We start from the raw sequence: 20198 nt of genomic DNA, 5'->3' as shown, positions 1-20198 counted from the left end.
GGTCCCTGATGCGGGGTGAGTCTCTAGCGAACGCCCAGGCGGTGCCGTTAGAGTCACGTAGAATGTCCTGTTGGGCGAGACCGTGTCGAGTCAGCGCCTCGACCCGCCGTCCGCGGGCCACCACCGAATCTCGTGAATCACTAGGAGTTAGCGCTCGTGGCATCTTTCCTGGAAAAGATCCTCCGCACCGGGGACAAGAGGCTGCTCAAGCGGTTGAGGGTCTACGCCGAGGCGATCAACTCGCTCGAGGAGGACTTCAAGCAGTACTCCGACGCCGAGCTGCGCGCCGAGACGGACGTCTTCAAGCAGCGTCTCGCCGACGGCGAGAGCCTCGACGTGCTCCTGCCCGAGGCCTTCGCGGTGGTGCGCGAGGCCTCCGCCCGCACGCTGGGCCAGCGGCACTACGACGTCCAGCTCATGGGCGGCGCCGCCCTGCACCTGGGCAACATCGCCGAGATGAAGACCGGCGAGGGCAAGACCCTGGTCGCGACCGCGCCCGCCTACCTCAACGCGCTCACCGGCAAGGGCGTCCACGTGGTGACCGTCAACGACTACCTCGCCGAGTACCAGGCCAACCTGATGGGCCGCGTCTACCGCTTCCTCGGCATGGAGGCGGGCGTGATCGTCTCCCAGCAGACTCCCGAGGTGCGCCGCAAGCAGTACGAGGCGGACATCACCTACGGGACCAACAACGAGTTCGGCTTCGACTACCTGCGCGACAACATGGCCTGGTCGGTGGACGACCGGGTGCAGCGCGGCCACCACTTCGCGATCGTGGACGAGGTGGACTCGATCCTCATCGACGAGGCCAGGACCCCCCTGATCATCTCCGGGCCGGCCTCGGGCCAGGCCAACCGCTGGTACGGCGAGTTCGCCCGGATCGCCAAGAGCCTGGAACGGGAGACCGACTACGAGGTCGACGAGAAGAAGAAGACCGTGGGGGTGCTCGAGCCGGGCATCGAGAAGGTCGAGGACCACCTGGGGATCGACAACCTGTACGAGTCGGCGAACACCCCGCTGATCGGGTTCCTCAACAACTCGATCAAGGCCAAGGAGCTGTTCACCGCCAACAAGGACTACGTGGTGCTCAAGGGCGAGGTGCTCATCGTCGACGAGCACACCGGCCGCATCCTTCCCGGCCGCCGTTACAACGAGGGCGTCCACCAGTCGATCGAGGCCAAGGAGGGCGTGGAGGTCAAGGCCGAGAACCAGACCATGGCCACCGTGACCCTGCAGAACTACTTCCGCCTCTACGACAAGCTCTCGGGCATGACAGGCACCGCCGAGACCGAGGCCGCGGAGTTCGTCAACACCTACGACCTCGGCATCGCCGTCATCGACCCGAACAAGCCGATGCAGCGCATGGACAAGCCCGACCTGGTCTACAAGAACGAGGTCGCGAAGTTCGCCGCCGTCGTCAAGGACATCGCCCAGCGCTACGAGAAGGGCCAGCCGGTGCTGGTCGGCACCACGAGCGTGGAGAAGAGCGAGTACCTCTCGAAGCTCCTGGCCAAGGCCGGGGTCAGGCACGAGGTCCTGAACGCCAAGAACCACGCCCGGGAGGCGGCGATCATCGCCCAGGCCGGCCGCAGGGGCGCCGTGACGGTCGCGACCAACATGGCCGGCCGCGGCACCGACATCATGCTCGGCGGCAACGCCGAGTTCAACGCCGTCGAGCGGATGCGCGAGCTGGGGCTGGACCCGGCAGAGCGCCCCGAGGAGTACGAGGCCCGCTGGCCCGAGGTCCTCAAGGCCGAGGAGGAGGCCACCAGGAAGGCCCACGAGGAGGTCACCGAGCTCGGCGGCCTCTACGTGCTGGGCACCGAGCGGCACGAGTCCCGCCGCATCGACAACCAGTTGCGCGGCCGCTCCGGCCGCCAGGGGGACCCGGGCGAGTCGCGCTTCTACCTCTCGCTCTCCGACGACCTGATGCGCCTGTTCAACGGCGCCGCCGCGGCCCGGCTGATGGCCGGCGCCCCCGACGACGCCGCCCTGGAGCACCGCATCGTGACCCGCGTGATCGCCTCGGCCCAGAACCAGGTCGAGTCGCGCAACGCGGAGCAGCGCAAGAACATCCTCAAGTACGACGACGTCCTGAACCGCCAGCGCGAGGCGATGTACGCCGACCGGGCGAAGATCCTGGAGGGCGACGAGATCGCCGAGCACATCCAGCGGTTCATCACCGAGGTCATCACCTCCGCGATCGCGGACAAGACGAGCCAGGGCCACGCCGAGGACTGGGACCTGCCCAAGCTGTGGAGCGTCCTGGAGACGATCTACCCGGTCAGCGTCTCGATCGAGGACCTCGAGGAGTCCGCCGGCGGCGCCTCGAAGCTGACCCAGGAGAAGATCACCGAGGAGATCCTCTCCGACGCGCGGCTGGTCTACGAGGCGCGCGAGGAGGAGGTCGGCTCCGAGGCGATGCGCAACATCGAGCGCCGCGTGATCCTCTCCGTGATCGGCCGCCACTGGCCCGAGCACCTCTACGAGATGGACTACCTCAAGGAGGGCATCGGCCTGCGCGCGATGGCCCAGCGCGACCCGCTGATCGAGTACCAGCGCGAGGGCTACGCGATGTTCCAGTCGATGATGGACACGATCCGCGAGGAGACGGTCTCCTACCTGTTCAAGCTGGACCTGTCCAAGCAGCGCACGCAGATGTCCTCGCAGGCCCTCAAGGTCCCCGCGCAGCCCTCCTTCCTCCGGTACACCTCGCCCAGCGAGGACGGGGGAGAGCAGAGCCGCGTCGAGGTCTCCGAGGGGGAGGAGCCCGACGCCGGGGCGGCCGGGGGAGACCGGGACGCGGCCGCCCCGGCGTCCTCCGCCGCGGGGGAGGAGACCGCCCGGTCCGCCGTCGCGACGAAGACGAAGGCCGACGCCGGGGAGCGGAAGGGCGCCCCCGCCCCGGCCAACCGCAAGGCCAAGCGTGCCGCCCAGAAGGGCTCGCGCAAGCGCTGATCCCGCCCGCCGCAGAGCGCCCCGCCCCGCAGCCGCCCCTGAGGCCGGCGGCGGGGCGGGGCGCTCTGCGGCTCCCGGGCCCGCTCCGCGGCGTCGTGCCGCCTAGCTGTCGTCCCGCACACCCGGGGGAGTGCGGCCGACGCGGCGGGCCGGCCCGGCGCCCGGCCCGCCGGGCTCACCCGATCTCGGCCTCCACGACCTGCCATTGACCGCGCGGCTTGTGGATGCGCAGCGCGATAGCCCGCGTGCGCTCTCCGTCGTCGACGGCGACGCTGGCCTCGTACTCGTCGGGCGCGACGAGGATCGCCCGGACCCGTCGCAGCCGGGCGTCGCGGGGGCCGAACCGTCCCGGCGCAGGCGAGGCCGGACCCGGAACGCCTGCTCCGCTCCGGCCCGGCCCCGGGGCGCCGAGGTCCCGCCGCCCGGGCCCTCTCCCGGTCGCCGGCGTCCCCGGGGGCCGTCCGGCGCGGGCCCCCTCGCGGGCCCCCTCGATCCCCGCCCGCAGACGCAGGCGCGCCAGCGCCCTCGGATGCACCCAACGGGCCAGCTGGTCCGCCGAGCGCCCGCCCGTCACCACCTCCACCAGCGCGACCCCCATGGTCGCGGCGATGGCGTGGACCCTCCGCAGCTGCTCCTCGGGATCGGTGCTGCGGCGTCGCCACCGGTAGTAGGGCGGCGGGCCGGCCGGATGCGTGCCGGGCGCGGCGGGGATGCTCTCGATGGACAGGACGGTCCCCCTCCTGAGGCGGACGCGGGGGTCTTCGGGAACGGTGCTCATACTCTGGTGCTCCTCCTTCGGCTCGACGTCGAGCCCTTGCGGCGTGCGGCCCCGAGGGGAGCGGACGGGAGGCGGGAGGGCGCGGCCTCGGATCCCCTGCGCCGTCCCTCCGGCCGCCGCGGTGCGCGATCCCCCAGCGCACCGGCCTGGCGGTCGGTACGAGACCATGCATACCCGCGGGGAACCGGGGCGGTAAAGCATTGCGGCGCCACAGCCGGTCAGATCGTGCGGCGATCAGTCACCCGGCGCGGGCGCGGGCGGCGTCATAGGATGGGAGCAGCACCCGACGCCGACCCCCGAGGAGCCCCATGACGCTCGCCGACCCTCTGCTCAAGACCGGGGAGTTCGGTCCCGGAGACTCGGAATGGCTGCACCTGCTGGTCGGCGACTGGCAGCTGGTCTCCGACCTCGCCCAGGGGGACCTGGTGCTCTGGTTCCCCGAGGAGTTCGTGGCGGCGGAGCTGGGGGACCGGTCCCAGGGCGGCCCGGCCGAGGGCACGGGCTTCGTGGGCCTGGCGCACGTCCGCCCCTCCACCGCCCAGACCGTGTTCCACCGGGACATGGTGGGCCAGCCGATGACCTCCGCGGTCGCGGCGGGCGCGCGGGAGTGCTGGTTCGAGCAGACGGTCCGCCCGCTGGACCGGGTGGACTGGAACAGCGAGTCGAGCATGCGCGTCGTCGTCTACCCCCTGGTGCGCAACGGCCGCACCCTCGCCCTGCTGACCGTGCACAACGGCATCCTCTCGGCCCGGATGCAGGGGCGGCTCGACACGGTCTTCCGGGAGACGGCGCGCGAGCTGCTGAGCATGGTCGCGCGCGGGGCCTGGCCGGACTTCTCCGCGCCGGCGGGGACCTCGCGCGGCAACCCCCGGGTCAGCGACGGCGTGATCCGGCTGGACGCGGAGGGACGCGTGACCTTCGCCAGCCCCAACGCCGTCTCGGTCTACCGCCGCCTGGGCTTCACGGACTCGCTGACCGGGCAGTACCTCGCGGAGCTGACCCGCGACCTGCTGCCCTCCACGGAGAAGGCCGACGAGACCCTCCCGCTCGTGCTCACCGGACGGATGCCGTGGCGCAGCGAGATCGGCACGAGCCGGGCCAGCGTGACCTTCCGGGCGATCCCGCTCCGTCGCCAGACCCGCCGGGGGGAGGAGCGCTTCGGCGCGATCCTGCTGTGCCGGGACGTGACCGAGCTGCGGCGCCGGGAGCTCGAGCTGATGACCAAGGACGCGACGATCCGCGAGATCCACCACCGCGTGAAGAACAACCTGCAGACCGTCTCGGCGCTGCTGAGGCTGCAGGCCCGCAGGATGACCTCCCAGGAGGCCAAGGAGGGGCTCGAGCAGGCGATGCGGCGGGTGGCGACCATCGCGATGGTCCACGAGGCGCTCTCGCAGGGGCTGACCCAGAACGTCGACTTCGACGACCTCATCGGCCGTCAGTTCCACCTGGCGGCGGAGGTGGCCTCGCCCGGCCAGGCGGTCAGCACCGAGCTGACGGGGCACTTCGGGCAGCTGCCCAGCGAGCTCGCGACGCCGCTGGCGCTCATCGTCAACGAGATCGTCGCCAACGCCGTCGAGCACGGGCTCGACGGGTCCTCGGGGACGGTCGGGCTGGACGGGCGCCGCACCGAGTCCGAGCAGGGCGAGCCGATGTTGGTGGTCACGATCTCCGACGACGGCGTCGGGATGGGGGACTACTACATCGAGGAGTCCGGCGTCTCGGCCTACCGGCCGCCCTCGGAGGGGGAGGGACTGGGCATGCAGATCGTGCGGACCCTGGTGGCGAGCGAGCTCAAGGGCTCGATCCGATGGCAGCCCCGCGCCGGCGGCGGGACCGAGGTGGTCATCCGGGCCTTCATCCCCGATGAGGCCTCAGGATGAGTCCCGGGGACGCCGCGGGCCGAGCCCGGGACGCACGAAGGCCGCCACACGCGGTGGCGGCCTTCGTGGAATGCGGGCCGGGCTCGGACGGGCCGGTGGGGACCGTCGGGCCTCGGGAGCCGTGGTGGGCGAGCGCTGTCAGGAGGCGCGGCGGGCGCGGGCCGCGCGGCGCTTCATCGCGCGCCGCTCGTCCTCGCTCATGCCGCCCCAGACACCGGAGTCCTGCCCGGTCTCGAGCGCCCACTGCAGGCAGGTCTCCATGACGGTGCAGCTGCGGCACACGGTCTTGGCCTCTTCGATCTGCAGCAGAGCCGGGCCGGTGTTGCCGACCGGGAAGAAGAGTTCGGGATCCTTTTCGAGACAGGCTGCGCGACTGCGCCAATCCATCGTTGCACGCTCCTCGTGTGATGTGGAACCCCGCCAGCGTCAATGCGCTGCGATCGCGGGGGACAAGCAAAAAGCCCCCAGGGAACAGTGCGGGGGCCTCCTTGTGAACTTTTATTAGGTTCCCATGTAAACAACCCGTGAACAAGGGTTTCCGCACGGGGGAGCATCGATATGGTGGTTGTTTCTTATCACACGCCCACTTCCTTGACATCACGGGGCTCCCGACACAGGCGGGCCCTCTGCGGGGACCCCGAGAACCTCGAATGCGCCTCTGGAGGCCACCGGACGCTGACTTCGGCGACTTGCGGTTCATCCCTAGAATGTTCATCATGACCTCTTCCGCGACCCCCGACGGCCAGAGCCCTGATGACCGGAGCCCCGACGAGCGGATCCCCGCCGGCGGTGGCGCGGAGGATCCGCTGGATGCGGAATCGATCCCGCAGACCCCCGGCCCGAGCCCGAGGCCCCCGCGGGCGGTGACCCTCCTCAGCGTCCTCGTCGGTCTCGAGGCGCTCGGGCTGATGCTCCTGGGGCTGGTGCAGATCGCCGAGAGCTTCTTCCTGGAGCGGACCATGCCCCTCGGGGCGATCCTGCTGATGGCCCTCATCTACATCGGATTCGGCCTCTGGCTGGGGCTGGCGGCCCGCTCCGCCTACCGCGGGCGGATGTGGCCCCGGGCGCTGATCGTGCTGGCCCAGGTCTTCCTCATCGTCATCTCCGTGCAGTCGGCGCCCGTATGGGGATGGCTGATCGCGATCCTGCCGATCCTCTACGGGGTGCTCGTCGCCCTGATCCTCTTCAGCCGCCCCGTGCAGACCCACCTGCTGCGCGAGGCCCGCCGCCCGGCGGAGTGAGGCCGGCGGCGGGCCCGCCGGAAGCCCCGACCCCGGAAGCCATGGGGTAGGTTGGGGTCTCGAGGATCGCCTCCGCCGGTGCGTCGCGCGCCGCATTCAGGTTTCGGTCAGGCCATGTCTACTAGGATTCTCGAACAGAAGGCCCGGGACGGCGACGGCGTCGGCCCCGGGGTAGCACCGTCCGGCCGCGCGAGCCGCGGCCGGGCCCAACAACATCAGGAGTTTGCGTGAACGCGGATCTAGTGGTCGTCGGATCTGGCCTCTTCGGGCTGACCATCGCCGAACGGGCTGCCACCGAGCTGGGGCTCAAGGTCGCTCTGATCGACCGGCGCTCGCACATCGGCGGCAACGCGTACAGCGAGAAGGAGGAGCGCACGGGCATCGAGGTGCACCGCTACGGCGCCCACCTGTTCCACACCTCCAACGAGCGCGTGTGGGAGTACGTCAACCGCTTCACCGCCTTCACCAACTACGTCCACCGGGTCTACACTCGCCATCAGGACGAGGTCTTCCCGATGCCGATCAACCTCGGCACGATCAACCAGTTCTTCCGCTCCGCCTACGGCCCGGCCGAGGCGAAGGCCCTGATCCAGGAGCAGGCCGGCGAGCTCGCCGGGACCGATCCGGAGAACCTCAACGACAAGGGCATCCAGCTCATCGGCCGCCCCCTGTACGAGGCGTTCATCAAGCACTACACCGGCAAGCAGTGGCAGACGGATCCCAAGGACCTGCCCGCCTCCATCATCAGCCGCCTCCCGGTGCGCTACACCTACGACAACCGCTACTTCAACGACGCCCACGAGGGCCTGCCCGTGGACGGCTACACCGCGTGGCTCGAGCGCATGGCGGACCACCCGAACATCGAGGTCCGCTTGGACACCGACTTCTTCGACGGGGATCACGAGCTCTCCCGCTCCAACGTGCTGGGCCAGGTCCCGGTGGTCTACACCGGCCCCGTGGATCGCTACTTCGACTTCGCCGAGGGCGACCTCTCCTGGCGCACGATCGACCTCGAGGAGGAGGTCCTGCCGGTCGAGGACTTCCAGGGCTGCTCGGTGATGAACTACCCGGACGAGGACGTCCCCTTCACCCGCATCCACGAGTTCCGCCACTTCCACCCGGAGCGGGACTACACCAAGGACGCGACCGTGATCATGCGCGAGTTCTCCCGCTTCGCCGAGAAGGGCGACGAGCCCTACTACCCGGTGAACACCGAGGTCGACCGCTCCAAGCTGCTGAAGTACCGCGACCTCGCCCGGGGCGAGGAGTCGGTCCTGTTCGGCGGCCGCCTCGGCACCTACAAGTACCTCGACATGCACATGGCCATCGGGTCCGCCCTGACGATGTTCGACAACAAGCTGCGCCCGCACTTCGAGGGCAGTCAGAAGCTCGTGAGCGGAGGAGTCGACGCGTGAGCAATGACCAGGACACCACGGCCGAGCAGCCGATGAAGACCCTCCAGCGGGTCATCTTCCCCTCCGCCCAGCAGATGGACACGATCCCGCTCTACGTCGACTCCGGCCTGGCCACCGGCGTGCAGCTGTCGACCATGAACGGGTCGCTGGGCAGCAACGACTCGCTGACGAGCGAGAAGCGCGGCGAGTCCTCCCAGGGTGCGGCGGCGTCGTCGGCCTCCGGATCCTCCGACGCGCACGCCGAGGACTTCATCGGTCGGCGCTCGACGCTGATCCGCGCCGGCTCCCGGCTCTCCTTCGCGACCTACTTCAACGCGTTCGCGGCCTCCTACTGGAAGCGCTGGACCACCCTCGAGGAGGTCCGCCTCTCGATCCAGACGCACGGTTCCGGCACGGTGATCGTCTACAAGTCCAACCCCCGCGGCTCCCTGCAGCGGGTGGACTCCCGCCAGGTCTCCGGGAAGCAGAGCACGGCCTTCGACCTGCCGCTGAAGCCCTTCGGCGACGGCGGCTGGTACTGGTTCGAGCTGGTGGCCGGCACGGAGTCGCTCGTCCTCGAGCAGGCCGAGTGGCAGGGCGCGGACGACGGGCGCGAGCCCGGCCGCATCACGCTGGAGATCACGACGCTGAACAAGCCGGACTTCTGCCTGAACAACCTGCGCTCCTTCGCCGAGAACCCCGAGGTGCTGGAGCACCTGCAGGAGATCCTCATCGTCGACCAGGGGACCAAGAAGGTCCAGGACGAGGAGGACTTCGAGGAGGTCGCGGCCCGCCTGGACGGCAAGCTGCGGATCATCAACCAGTCCAACCTGGGCGGCTCGGGCGGCTTCGCCCGCGGCATGTACGAGGCCGTGGAGAACGGCAGCGACTACGCCCTGCTGCTGGACGACGACGTCGTCGTCGAGCCGGAGTCCATCATCCGGCTGCTGACCTTCGCCGACATGTGCCGCAAGCCCACCATCGTGGGCGGGCACATGTTCGACCTCTACAACCGCTCGGTGCTGCACACCTTCGGCGAGATCGTCAACACCTACCGCTTCCAGCCGGACCAGCCGCACCAGGAGCAGGTGCTGGGCCACGACTTCCTGAAGTCGAACCTGCGCAGCACCCCCTGGCTGCACCGCCGCGTGGACGTGGACTACAACGGCTGGTGGATGGACCTCATCCCCACCAAGGTCATCAAGGACATCGGGCTCTCCCTGCCCGTGTTCATCAAGTGGGACGACGCCGAGTACGGGCTGCGCGCCAAGCGCGCCGGCTACCACACGGTCTCCCTGCCGGGCGCGGCCGTGTGGCACGTCTCCTGGATCGACAAGGACGACCTGGTGGGCTGGCAGGCCTACTTCCACATCCGCAACCGCATCATCGCGGCGCTGCTGCACTCACCGTACGACCGCGGCGGCAGGCTCCTGCGCGAGTCCTCCTACGCGGACGTCAAGCACCTGATCTCGATGCAGTACTTCACCGAGGCGGGGCGCATCATGGCCCTGCGCGACGTGCTGGCCGGACCGGACCAGCTGCACGAGATCCAGCCCCAGCGGCTGCCGGAGATCCGGGCCCTGATGAAGCAGTACCCGGACGCGCAGTTCGCCGAGGACATCGAGTCCTTCCCCGAGCCGCGCATGGACAAGCCTCCGCGCAACGGCCGCGGATTCAGCGCGCCCTCGTACCGGACCCTGGTGCCGTGGGCCCTGAAGACCGTGACGAAGCAGCTGGTCCGCCCGGTGGACCCCGCGCTGAAGGACCACCCGCAGGCGCACATCGCCCACCAGGACAACCGCTGGTGGCGGATGTCCCAGTTCGACTCGGCGCTGGTCTCCAACGCCGAGGGGACCGCGGTCTCCTGGTACCAGCGCGAGCCGGACCAGCTGCGGAACAAGCTCGTGGAGGCGACCCGCCTGCACGCGCGGATCCTCAGGGACTGGCCGAAGCTGCGCGAGCAGTACCGCGAGGCCGCCGAGCGGATCACGTCCTTCGAGGCGTGGCAGAAGACCTTCGAGAAGCATACGGACTCACAACTCACGCGATGACCGATATCAGCGAACGCGCGTTCCAGAGCCCCGGCCGCGGTCGGGGCCTGGTGGACGCCCTGAAGAACCGATACCTCCTGCGGCTGCTCGTCGACAAGGACCTGCAGGTCCGATACCGGGGATCCGTCCTCGGCATCCTGTGGTCCTACGTCAAGCCAGGCGTGCAGTTCATCGTCTTCTACATCGCCCTGGGCGTCTTCCTGGAGCTGAACAAGGGGCTGGAGAACTACGCCGTCTACCTGTTCTCGGGGATCATCCTGCTGAACTTCTTCGGCGAGGCCTTCGGCAACGGAGCCCGCTGCATGGTGGGCAACGGGGCGCTGATCAAGAAGATCTACCTGCCGAGGGAGCTGTTCTCGGTCTCGACCATCTGGGTCGCCCTGGTGCACTTCCTCCCGCAGCTGCTGGTCCTGCTGATCGCCTGCTTCGTCGTCGGATGGCATCCGGGGCCGATGCAGCTGGCCGCGGCCGTGGTGGGGATGATGATCATGGTCATCTTCTCCTTCGGGCTGGGGCTGATCTTCGGCGTGGCCAACGTGTTCTTCCGCGACGCGGAGAACATCGTGGACCTGCTGGTGATGGTCGCGACCTGGCTCTCCCCGGTCATGTACCCGTGGGAGCGGGTGGCCGGCGCCGTCCCGGAGTGGGGGCTGCACCTGTACCTGTGCAACCCCATCACGGTCGCCGTCGAGCTGTTCCACTACGCCTTCTGGGCGCCCACGACCGGCATGGAGTGGCACGTCCCGCCGAACCTGCTGACGCTGTGGGTGCCGGTGGCGATCGTCCTCGCGCTGCTGTTCCTCTTCGTCGGCGACCTGCTGTTCAAAAAATTCGAGGGCAGTTTCGCCCAGGAGCTCTGATGACCTGTGTCGTGGATTGACGACGACCCCGAACTCGGCGGGGAACCGCGGCCCTACGTGCCGTCGACCGAGCCCGTGGTGATCCGCATCCAGGAAGTGGCCAAGCGCTTCGTCCTGCGGCACACCCGGTCCATGAAGGAGGCCTTCGTGTGGCTCATCAAGGGCCGCAAGGGGGACCTGTCCGAGAAGTTCAACGCGCTCGACGGCGTCGACCTCCAGATCCGGGAGGGGGAGCGGGTCGCGCTGCTGGGCCTCAACGGCTCCGGGAAGTCGACGCTGCTCAAGCTCATCTCCGGGGTCATGCACCCCGACGGCGGCGACATCAAGACCCGCGGCCGGATCGCGGGCCTGATCGAGGTCGGCGCTGGCTTCCACCCGGACCTGACCGGCCGGGACAACGTGTACCTGAACGGCGCGATCCTCGGGATGACCAAGGAGGAGATCGACGCCAACTTCCAGTCGATCGTCGACTTCTCGGAGATCGAGCAGTTCATCGACACCGAGGTGAAGTTCTACTCCTCCGGCATGTACCTCCGCCTGGCCTTCGCGGTCGCGGTGCACACGGATCCGGAGATCTTCCTGGTGGACGAGATCCTCGCGGTGGGCGACGAGCCCTTCCAGAAGAAGTGCATCCGCAAGATCAAGGAGCTCTCCGACCGGGGCAAGACCCTGGTGGTGGTCAGCCACGACCTGGACATGGTCGCGAAGCTGTGCGAGCGCGGCGTCGTGCTGGAGAGGGGCCGCGTGGTGCAGGACGGCGACATCCGCGACGCGGTGACCCGCCTGCGCGGCTGAGCCCGCCGGATGGCAGAGGCCCTCCTCCCGTACGCGGGAGGAGGGCCTCTTCCGTGCGTGGGGTCCTTCGCCCCCCCCGGGGGGAGCGGATCCTCCGGGTCGAGGGGCCTTGCGCGGCTCAGCGGGGGCGGGAGGCGGCGGGCACCACGAGCGGGCCGCCGGTCTCGGGATCCTCCACGACCACGGCCCGCAGCCCGAAGATCTCCCGCAGGTTCTCCGGGGTGATGACCTCGCGCGGGGAGCCCTCCGCCACGATGGTGCCCTCCCGCAGGGCGATCAGGCGGTCGGCGTAGCGGGCCGCCTGGTTGAGGTCGTGGAGCACCGCGACCACGGTGGCCCCGGCGGCGTTGAGCTCTGCGAAGAGGTCCAGGAAGTCGATCTGGTGGGCCATGTCCAGGAAGGTGGTCGGCTCGTCCAGCAGCAGGATCCGGGTCTGCTGGGCCAGGAGCATCGCGGCCCAGACCCGCTGCCGCTGCCCGCCGGACAGCTCGGAGACCCGGCGCCCGGCCAGCTCCAGGGTCGAGGTGCGGCGCAGCGCCGCCTCGATGGCCTCCTCGTCCTCCCGGCTGTTCATGTGCCAGGCGTTCTGGTGGGGGAAGCGCCCGCGCCCCACCAGCTCCCGCACGGCGATGCCGTCCGGGGCGCTGGCTGACTGCGGGAGCAGGCCGACCCGGCGGGCGACCTGCTTCGGCGCCATCTCCTCCAGGGGCTCGCCGTCCAGCAGGACCCTGCCGGCGGAGGGCTTCAGCAGCCGGGCCAGCCCGCGCAGCAGGGTGGACTTGCCGCAGCCGTTGGCTCCGATCACCGCGGTGAAGGAGCCGGCCGGGATCTGCGTGCTCAGCCCCTCGATCACGGGGCGCTCGCCGTAGCCGAGCCGGAGGTCCTCGAGCGTGTAGTGGGCGGGGGCCGTCGTCGTGCCCCGCATCTCGTTCACCATGTCTTCCTCGCCTCTCGGATCAGGAGTGTCACCAGGTATACGCCGCCCAGGACGGTGGTGACCGTCCCCACCGGCACCCCGCCGGGCACCGCGTGCTGGGCCAGCAGGTCAGCGCCGAGCAGCAGGAAGGCGCCGGTCAGCGCCGAGCCCGTCAGGGGCAGGCCCGGCGAGCGGAGCAGCCGGGCGGCGATCTGCGGGGCGGTCAGCGCCACGAAGGCGATCGGCCCGCTGGTGGCGACCGCGAGCGCGACCAGCGCGACGCCGAGCAGCACCACCGAGATCCGCACGGCCCCGGTCCGCACGCCGTGGGAGCGCGCGAGGTCGTCCCCGAGCTCGAGCTGCCGCAGCGGCGCGCTGACCGCCGCCACCAGGACCAGCAGGACCACGACGCCGACGCCTGCCGTCAGCGCGGCCTCCCGGGAGGAGTTCGCCAGGCTGCCCGCGCCCCAGATCGAGGCGCTCATCGCGACCTCCTCCTGGGCGCGCAGGAGCAGCCACTGGTTCAGCGCGGTCAGCATGGCCGTGACGCCGATGCCGACGATGATGAGCCGGAACCCCTCGATCCCGCGCCGGTAGGTCAGCGCGAGCACCACCCCGGCGGTGGCCAGGCCCCCGAGCAGGGCGCCGAGGGCCGCGCCGTCGAGCCCGGCGCCCAGGACCGTCAGCGCGAGGATCGCGCCGGTGTAGGAGCCGCTGGTGAAGCCGATGATGTCGGGGGAGCCCAGAGGGTTGTCGGTGAGCGACTGGAACAGCGCGCCCGAGACCGCCAGCGCTGCCCCGATGAGCAGGGCCAGCGCGACCCGGGGGAGGCGCCACTCCAGCACGATCGTGCGCTTGAAGCCCGCCCCGGGGTCCAGCGCCGCGCCGATCACCTCGCCGGGGCTCAGGGGGTAGTCGCCCAGGCCGAGGGCGAAGACGGCCAGCGCCGCCGTCGCCAGCAGCAGGACCAGGAGCCCGACGACGCGCCGGGCCCTCGAGCCGCCCGGGACCTGCGCCCGGCGGGGCCGGCGGGTGGCGGCGGGGGCGCTCACGAGGCCGCCACCAGGTGACGGCGCCGGGCGATGGCGATCAGCACGGGGGCGCCGAGGAACGCCGTCACCAGGCCCACCGGGACCTCCCCGTTGGGGAGCAGGACCCGGCCCAGCACGTCGGCGGCCAGCACGAGCACGGGGGAGAGCACCGCGGTCAGCGCCATGATCCAGCGCACGTCCGGGCCCACGATGGCCCGGGCGAGGTGGGGGATCATCAGGCCGACGAAGACGATGGGCCCGGCGATCGCCGTCGCGCTGCCGGCCAGGAGGGTCACCGCGACCAGCGCGAGCACCCGGACGCGGCCGACGTCGACGCCGAGGCTGCGCGCCAGGTCCTCGCCCAGCGAGAGCGAGTTGAAGGAGGCGCCCAAGGTCATGGCCAGCACGGCGCCGATGAGGACGAAGGGCAGGGCGGGCAGCAGCTCGCCCCAGGTCCGGCCCTCGAGCGAGGCGGCGTTCCAGGCCCGCAGCACCGAGTAGGCGGCGGGGTTGATCAGGGTCAGCGCCGTCACGATCCCGGACAGCACCGCCCCGATGGCCATCCCGGCCAGGGTGACCCGCGCGATCGAGGACCGCGTGGCCCCGGTGCCGCCGATGAGGAAGATCCCGACGGCGACGCCGAGGGTCCCGATGAAGGCGAACGGCAGGCGCCAGAAGGGCGAGGAGACGCCGAAGACCATGACCGAGAGCGCGATCAGGAAGGACGCCCCGGAGTTCAGGCCGAGGATCCCCGTGTCCGCGAGGGGATTGCGGGTGAGGGACTGGGCGAGGGCGCCGGCCAGGCCGAGCGCGAGGCCGGCGACCAGGGCGATGGTGCTGCGGGGCAGCCGGAGCTCGAGGACCACGAGCCTCGCGTCGGAGGAGGCGGCGCCGCCGGTCAGCGCACGCCAGACCTCCTCGGCGGGCAGCGGGCGGGAGCCCACGGACAGCGCGAGCGCGAAGGCGAGGACCAGGGCCGCGAACCCCAGGACGAGCGCGAGGATCCCCGCCGCCCGGCGTCGGGAGCCGGCGCGCGGGGGCCGGGCCGGAGCGGGCGGAGCAGCCCGGTCGGCCCCGGCGGGCGTGGTGAGCGGTGTGTCTGGCATGGGACCTCGGGAGTCTGCGGGGAGCGGGGCCGGCCGTCCAGCTGGTGGTGGGCCCCCTGGATATCCGACCGCGAATAAGGCTACGCTATCCTAACGTAATCCTTGCACTTGTCACGCCCCTGGCCAGGCCCTGCGGGCCCGGGCCGTCGGGGCCTCGAACACGAAGGTCGTCATGAGACCCATCTCCTCCGCCCAGGCCGCGCGTCCGGCCCTCCGTCTCCTCCTCGGCGTCGTCGCCCTGATCACAGCGCTGGTCCTCTCCGCGTGCGGCTCCTCCGGGGGCGAGGACTCCCAGGACCAGGAGGGGGAGAGCGCCAGCGTCTCCACCAAATTCGGAGACGTCGACGTTCCCGAAAACCCGGAGCGAGTGGTGGCCCTGGGCTGGGGCGATGCGGAGACGGCGCTCGCGCTGGGCGTGCAGCCGGTCGGCGCCTCCGACTGGCTGGCCTTCGGCGGCGACGGCGTCGGCCCCTGGGCCGAGGACATGTACGACGAGTCCCCTGAGATCATCGACACCATGGAGCCCTCCTACGAGCAGGTCGCCGCCCTCGAGCCGGACCTGATCCTGGACGTCAAGAGCTCCGGCGAGCAGGATCGGCACGACCGCCTGTCCGAGATCGCCCCGACCGTCGGCGTTCCCGAGGGCGGGGACAACTACCTGACCTCGATGGACCAGCAGGTCAGCATGATCGCCGAGGCCCTCGGCAAGGCCGACGAGGGGCAGAAGCTGATGGACGACGTCGAGCAGAAGTTCTCCGACGCCGCCGAGGAGCACCCGGAGTTCGAGGGCAAGACCGTCACCGCGGCCGCCTACACCTCCGAGGGCTGGGGCGCCTATGTCGCCGGCTCCGAGCGGGTCGACTTCCTGACCAAGCTGGGCTTCGAGCAGAACCCCCGCATCGAGGAGCTGGAGGCGAGCGGCTTCTCCGCCTCGATCTCCTCCGAGAACCTCGACGTGCTCGACTCCGACGTGCTGGTGGCCTTCCCGATCTACGTCCCCGAGTCGGCGGTGACGGAGCAGGCCGCCTACCAGGACCTCTCGGTGGTCAAGGACGGGCGCACGCTGCTGTTCGGCGACGACCAGGAGGACATCCGCAGCGCCTACTCCCTGAACTCCGTCCTCTCGGTCGACTACGCGCTCGACGAGGTCGTCCCGCTGCTGGCGGATGTGGCGGGCGGCTCCGGCGGGGACCAGCCCTCCTCCGAGCAGTCCTGACCCCGCGGGCGGACGCCGTCCCGCCGGCGTCCGCCCGCTCCCGTTCCTGCGCGGGCCGTCCTCTCGCGGGAGCGGCCCGCACCCATGCGCGGCGAGTCGGTCCCGTCCGTCCCGCCGCGCATCATCCCGAAAGGAGCCTCCCATGTCCCTCGTCCCCGCAGCCGAGCGCACCGCGTCCCCGGAGCCCGGGGCCGAGGAGTCGTGCCGGGTGCGCGGCGTCGTCGTGCGCCGCGTCGAGCAGGTCTCCGGCTCCTTCCTCCGCCTGGTCTTCGGCCCCGAGTCCCCGGGTGACGAGCTGCCCTTCCCCGTGCTGGGCGCGGACCAGTGGTTCCGCCTGTTCATCCCGCACGGGGGAGCGCACGACGCCGAGCTGCTCCCGCCCTGGGGCGGGGCCGCCGGGTGGTACCTGCGCTGGCAGCGGCTCCCCGAGGAGAGCCGCGCGGTGATCCGCAACTACACGGTGCGCGCGATCCGCGGCGGCGAGGGCCCGGACTGGGAGTTCGACGTCGACTTCGTGCTGCACCGCGACGCCGCCGGCGCGTTGGAGGGCATCGCCGCGCGCTGGGCCGCGGGCGCGAGCCCCGGGGACCGCGCGGCGGTGCTCGGGCAGGGCACGATCTTCACGCGGCTGTGCGACCCGTGCCGGGTCCTGGCGGTGTGCGACGAGACGGGTCTGCCCGGCCTCGAGGCGATCCTGGCGGGCCTGCCGGAGGGCGTGACCGCGGACGTGATCGCGGAGGTCCCCACCGCCTCGGACGAGCGCTCCCTGCCCGGCGCGGCCTCGGTCACCTGGGCCCCGCGGGACCGGGGGCTGGGCTGGGAGGCCGCCCTGGCCGCCGCCGTCGGGCGGACCGGGAGCGACTCCGTCTACGCGGTGGGCGGCAACGAGCTGGCGCTGGGCGCCCGCCGGATGGCCCGCGAGGCCGGGTTCGACGACGAGCGGATCACCTTCTGCAGCTACTGGCGGGCCCAGCGGGAGCGCCGGGCGCGCCGCTGATGATCGCCCGCCGCTGATCCGGTCCCCTTCCGGGCCCCGGCGCGTGCCGGAGCGCCTCGATCGGATAGACTGGGGAGCTATGGCCGCAATCGACTTCTCAGCAGAGATCAAGGAACTTCGGGGGACCTTCGCGTCCATCGAGCAGGTGAGCGACGTCGAGGGGCTGCAGGCATCCATCGCGGAGCTCTCCGAGGAGGCGGCCGCGCCCGACCTCTGGGACGACCCCGACGCCGCCCAGCGCGTGACCTCCCGGCTCTCCCATCAGCAGGCCGATCTGGACCGGCTCAAGCGGCTGGGCAGTCGGATCGAGGACCTGAGCACGATGGTCGAGCTGGCCCAGGAGGAGGACGAGCCCGAGTTGCTGGACGAGGCGGCCGGCGAGCTCGAGTCGGTGCGCAGCGCGCTCGCCGACCTCGAGATCGTGACGCTGCTCAGCGGCGAGTACGACGCCCGGGAGGCGGTCGTGACCATCCGCGCCGGAGCGGGCGGCGTCGACGCCGCCGACTTCGCCGAGATGCTCCTGCGCATGTACCTGCGCTGGGCCGAGAAGAACGGCTACCCCACCAAGGTCCTGGACACCTCGTACGCCGAGGAGGCGGGGCTGAAGTCCGCGACCTTCGAGGTCAAGGCGCCCTACTCGTTCGGCAGGCTCTCGGTCGAGGCCGGCACGCACCGCCTGGTGCGCATCTCGCCCTTCGACAACCAGGGCCGCCGCCAGACCTCCTTCGCGGCGGTCGAGGTGATCCCGCTCATCGAGCAGACCGACAGCGTCGAGATCCCGGAGAACGAGATCAAGGTGGACGTCTTCCGCTCCTCGGGCCCCGGCGGCCAGTCGGTCAACACCACCGACTCGGCGGTGCGGATGACGCACGTCCCCACGGGGATCGTCGTGTCGATGCAGAACGAGAAGTCGCAGATCCAGAACAGGGCCGCCGCCCTGCGCGTGCTCCAGTCCCGGCTGCTGCTGCAGCGCCAGGAGGAGGAGAACGCGAAGAAGAAGGAGCTGGCGGGCGACGTGAAGGCGTCCTGGGGCGATCAGATGCGCTCCTACGTCCTGCACCCCTACCAGATGGTCAAGGACCTGCGCACCCACCACGAGGAGGGCAACACCAGCGCGGTGCTGGACGGCGGGATCGACGCGCTGATCGACGCCGGCATCCGCTGGCGGGCCGGCCAGCGCAACGACGCCGCCGGATAGCCCTCAGGACGAGCGCGCGCCCGGTGCGGCCGGGCGCGGGAGAACGACGAGAGCACTATGGCACAGAAGAAGAACGACGACGGGCGGAAGGTCATCGCGACCAACCGCAGAGCCCGTCACGACTACAACCTCATCACCGTCTACGAGGCCGGGATCGCCCTGATGGGGACCGAGGTCAAATCCCTGCGCGAGGGCGGCGCGTCGATCGTCGAGGGGTTCTGCCACCTCGACCGCCGCGGCGAGCTGTGGCTGGAGAACATCCACATCGCGGAGTACGGCCACGGCTCGTGGACCAACCACGCGGCCCGGCGCCGTCGGAAGCTGCTGCTGCACCGCCAGGAGCTGCGGAAGCTGGAGCAGAAGAGCAAGGAGACCGGGTACACGATCGTGCCCCTCCAGCTGTACTTCCGGGACGGCAAGGCCAAGGTGGAGATCGCTCTGGCCCAGGGCAAGCGGGAGTACGACAAGCGCCAGGCCCTCAAGGAGGCCCAGGACAAGCGCGAGGCCCAGCGGGCCATGCGCTACCGGAACCTGGGCTGAGGCGGCCGCTTCACAAAGGGAGGCGGGGCACGTAGAATGGAAGGGCAGATCGGGGACCGCGGGGTCCCGCGGATCTGCCGCTGATTGATAATCGCATATGGGGATGATCGGTTTCGACGATGCCGGTTGCGACAGGTGAAGCGGGCCGAGAATGCAGAGTCATCTCGTAAACGCTCTCTGCAAAAAATATAAGTGCCAAATCTGAAAAGCGCACTGACTTCGCTCTCGCTGCGTAAGTAGCCTGAGCAGTCTGTCAGCCCGGGTTCGCTATCGACCCGGTGCCTGACATCAGTTTAGATGGCCACTGCTCGATCCCACGTCCGCAGGGGGATCGGGGACTTTGATGCGGATAGGTTCGGCGGCGACGCGTTCGCGCGAGCGCCGGAGCCGAAAACACCGTAACGCGAACTGCGCCCGGAGAAGACCTGGCAAAGCCGCATCGGACCGGGGTTCGATTCCCCGCATCTCCACCATTGCTCCACGAAATGCCCGGGCCCCTGCGGCCCGGGCATTTTTGCGTGTGCTTGAATAGTGGTGACCGATCACTCGCCCGCGAATGTATCTTCCGGGCGGTCAGTCACCTGAAGACCACCGATCGACGAGGAGACGGACCCCATGTCACACCAGCCCGGAGACGAGAACGCTCCCCGCAGCACGTCCGGCGACGGCCGGACGCCCGAATACGGCCAGCACGACTCCAATGCCTCGTCCTACGGCGCCCCCCGCGAGGGCTCGCCGGCGGACCAGGGCCCGCCCCAGTACAACCCCCAGAACTCCGGGTACCAGACGGCTCCCTCCTACCAGGGCGGGCAGCAGGCCGCGGGGTACCAGAACCAGTACGGCGGCCAGCCCGCCGGCCGCCCGGCCGGCTGGGGCATGGGCCTCGCCTCGCTGATCTGCGGCATCGTGGGCCTGGTGCTGTCCTGGCTCGTGGTCCCCGGCATCGCCGCGATCGTGGCGATCATCCTGGGCATCGTGGCCATCGTGAAGCTCAAGAAGACGCCCGGCGCGGGCAAGGTGATGCCGATCATCGGCATCATCACCGGTGCGCTCGGCACGATCATCTCGATCATCGTCCTGATCTTCTGGATCGCACTGGGCGCCACCATCGTCGACGCGGACCAGCAGTGCAACCACTTCGACCAGTCCTCCTCGGCCTACCAGGACTGCGTCAGCGACTACCTGTCCAACCAGTAGTCGCGCGAAGCCTCCGCACGACGACGGCGCCCCGCCG

At 70.4% G+C, this 20198-nt stretch carries 17 protein-coding genes and 1 other RNA gene; 13 read left to right on the top strand and 5 right to left on the bottom strand.

Going from position 1 to position 20198, the window contains the following annotated elements; genetic code table 11:
* Positions 1-156 precede the first annotated feature (156 nt).
* Entirely contained in the window at positions 157-2958 is a 2802-nt protein-coding gene (gene secA, locus EWV39_RS09530) for a preprotein translocase subunit SecA (protein ID WP_129658950.1), read from the top strand.
* 175 nt (positions 2959-3133) lie between these two features.
* Here secA and EWV39_RS09525 read toward each other — a convergent pair whose 3' ends face one another.
* A complete protein-coding gene (locus EWV39_RS09525) occupies positions 3134-3736 on the bottom strand; it encodes an Rv3235 family protein (RefSeq protein ID WP_129658949.1) in 603 nt (200 codons plus the stop codon).
* A 308-nt stretch (positions 3737-4044) separates the two neighbouring features.
* Between EWV39_RS09525 and EWV39_RS09520 the strand changes: the two genes are divergently transcribed.
* On the top strand, positions 4045-5619 hold the full coding sequence (locus EWV39_RS09520) for a sensor histidine kinase (protein ID WP_129658947.1): 1575 nt from the start codon (positions 4045-4047) through the stop codon (positions 5617-5619).
* Between the two features lie 138 nt (positions 5620-5757).
* On the opposite strand, the gene EWV39_RS09515 is transcribed toward EWV39_RS09520, so the two are convergent.
* Positions 5758-6006, bottom strand: a complete 249-nt coding sequence (locus tag EWV39_RS09515; RefSeq protein WP_129658945.1) for a WhiB family transcriptional regulator — start codon at positions 6004-6006, stop codon at positions 5758-5760.
* A gap of 329 nt (positions 6007-6335) precedes the next feature.
* Between EWV39_RS09515 and EWV39_RS09510 the strand changes: the two genes are divergently transcribed.
* From EWV39_RS09510 to EWV39_RS09490, 5 genes are all read left to right on the top strand, one after another.
* Positions 6336-6860 carry a hypothetical protein gene (locus EWV39_RS09510; RefSeq protein WP_129658943.1) on the top strand — a complete coding sequence of 175 codons (525 nt, stop codon included), beginning with the start codon at positions 6336-6338 and terminating at the stop codon, positions 6858-6860.
* Between the two features lie 227 nt (positions 6861-7087).
* Complete coding sequence (gene glf, locus EWV39_RS09505) at positions 7088-8275, top strand: UDP-galactopyranose mutase (RefSeq protein ID WP_129658941.1); 1188 nt, start codon at positions 7088-7090, stop codon at positions 8273-8275.
* Positions 8276-8307: 32 nt separating this feature from the next.
* Positions 8308-10305, top strand: coding sequence for a glycosyltransferase (locus EWV39_RS09500; RefSeq protein ID WP_129659303.1), 1998 nt, complete (start codon positions 8308-8310; stop codon positions 10303-10305).
* On the top strand, positions 10302-11165 hold the full coding sequence (locus EWV39_RS09495; protein WP_129658940.1) for an ABC transporter permease: 864 nt from the start codon (positions 10302-10304) through the stop codon (positions 11163-11165). The genes EWV39_RS09500 and EWV39_RS09495 overlap by 4 nt, the downstream gene beginning before the upstream one ends.
* 75 nt (positions 11166-11240) lie before the next feature.
* Complete coding sequence (locus EWV39_RS09490; RefSeq protein WP_420329959.1) at positions 11241-11960, top strand: ABC transporter ATP-binding protein; 720 nt, start codon at positions 11241-11243, stop codon at positions 11958-11960.
* Positions 11961-12078: 118 nt separating this feature from the next.
* Here EWV39_RS09490 and EWV39_RS09485 read toward each other — a convergent pair whose 3' ends face one another.
* From EWV39_RS09485 to EWV39_RS09475, 3 genes are read right to left on the bottom strand one after another with little or no spacing between them, the layout of a single operon-like run.
* Positions 12079-12897 (bottom strand): ABC transporter ATP-binding protein, encoded by an 819-nt coding sequence (locus EWV39_RS09485; protein WP_193554697.1) that lies wholly within the window; start codon positions 12895-12897, stop codon positions 12079-12081.
* Positions 12891-13928: a FecCD family ABC transporter permease gene (locus EWV39_RS09480; RefSeq protein WP_129658938.1), complete on the bottom strand. Its 1038-nt coding sequence runs from the start codon at positions 13926-13928 to the stop codon at positions 12891-12893. Before EWV39_RS09480 ends, EWV39_RS09485 begins: the two co-directional genes overlap by 7 nt.
* Positions 13925-15013 carry a FecCD family ABC transporter permease gene (locus tag EWV39_RS09475; RefSeq protein ID WP_129658936.1) on the bottom strand — a complete coding sequence of 363 codons (1089 nt, stop codon included), beginning with the start codon at positions 15011-15013 and terminating at the stop codon, positions 13925-13927. The genes EWV39_RS09480 and EWV39_RS09475 overlap by 4 nt, the downstream gene beginning before the upstream one ends.
* 172 nt (positions 15014-15185) lie before the next feature.
* Between EWV39_RS09475 and EWV39_RS09470 the strand changes: the two genes are divergently transcribed.
* The 6 genes from EWV39_RS09470 to EWV39_RS09445 all read left to right on the top strand — a co-directional run bounded on the left by EWV39_RS09470 (position 15186) and on the right by EWV39_RS09445 (position 20161).
* Positions 15186-16229, top strand: coding sequence for an iron-siderophore ABC transporter substrate-binding protein (locus EWV39_RS09470; protein ID WP_129658934.1), 1044 nt, complete (start codon positions 15186-15188; stop codon positions 16227-16229).
* A gap of 142 nt (positions 16230-16371) precedes the next feature.
* A complete protein-coding gene (locus EWV39_RS09465) occupies positions 16372-17226 on the top strand; it encodes a siderophore-interacting protein (protein ID WP_165313254.1) in 855 nt (284 codons plus the stop codon).
* 79 nt (positions 17227-17305) lie between these two features.
* Positions 17306-18424: a peptide chain release factor 2 gene (gene prfB / locus EWV39_RS09460; RefSeq protein ID WP_129658931.1), complete on the top strand. Its 1119-nt coding sequence runs from the start codon at positions 17306-17308 to the stop codon at positions 18422-18424.
* A 57-nt stretch (positions 18425-18481) separates the two neighbouring features.
* The gene (gene smpB / locus EWV39_RS09455) at positions 18482-18964 is read left to right on the top strand and encodes an SsrA-binding protein SmpB (protein WP_129658929.1); all 483 of its coding nucleotides are present in this window, start codon (positions 18482-18484) and stop codon (positions 18962-18964) included.
* 99 nt (positions 18965-19063) lie between these two features.
* Positions 19064-19437: a transfer-messenger RNA gene (ssrA, locus tag EWV39_RS09450) on the top strand.
* A 142-nt stretch (positions 19438-19579) separates the two neighbouring features.
* Positions 19580-20161: a DUF4190 domain-containing protein gene (locus tag EWV39_RS09445; protein ID WP_129658927.1), complete on the top strand. Its 582-nt coding sequence runs from the start codon at positions 19580-19582 to the stop codon at positions 20159-20161.
* Positions 20162-20198 lie beyond the last annotated feature (37 nt).

Source organism: Rothia halotolerans (genome assembly GCF_004136635.1).
GTDB classification, from domain to species: domain Bacteria; phylum Actinomycetota; class Actinomycetes; order Actinomycetales; family Micrococcaceae; genus Rothia; species Rothia halotolerans.
Note: the sequence above shows the minus strand (reverse complement) of the source record. Positions and strands in the feature narration are given on the sequence as shown.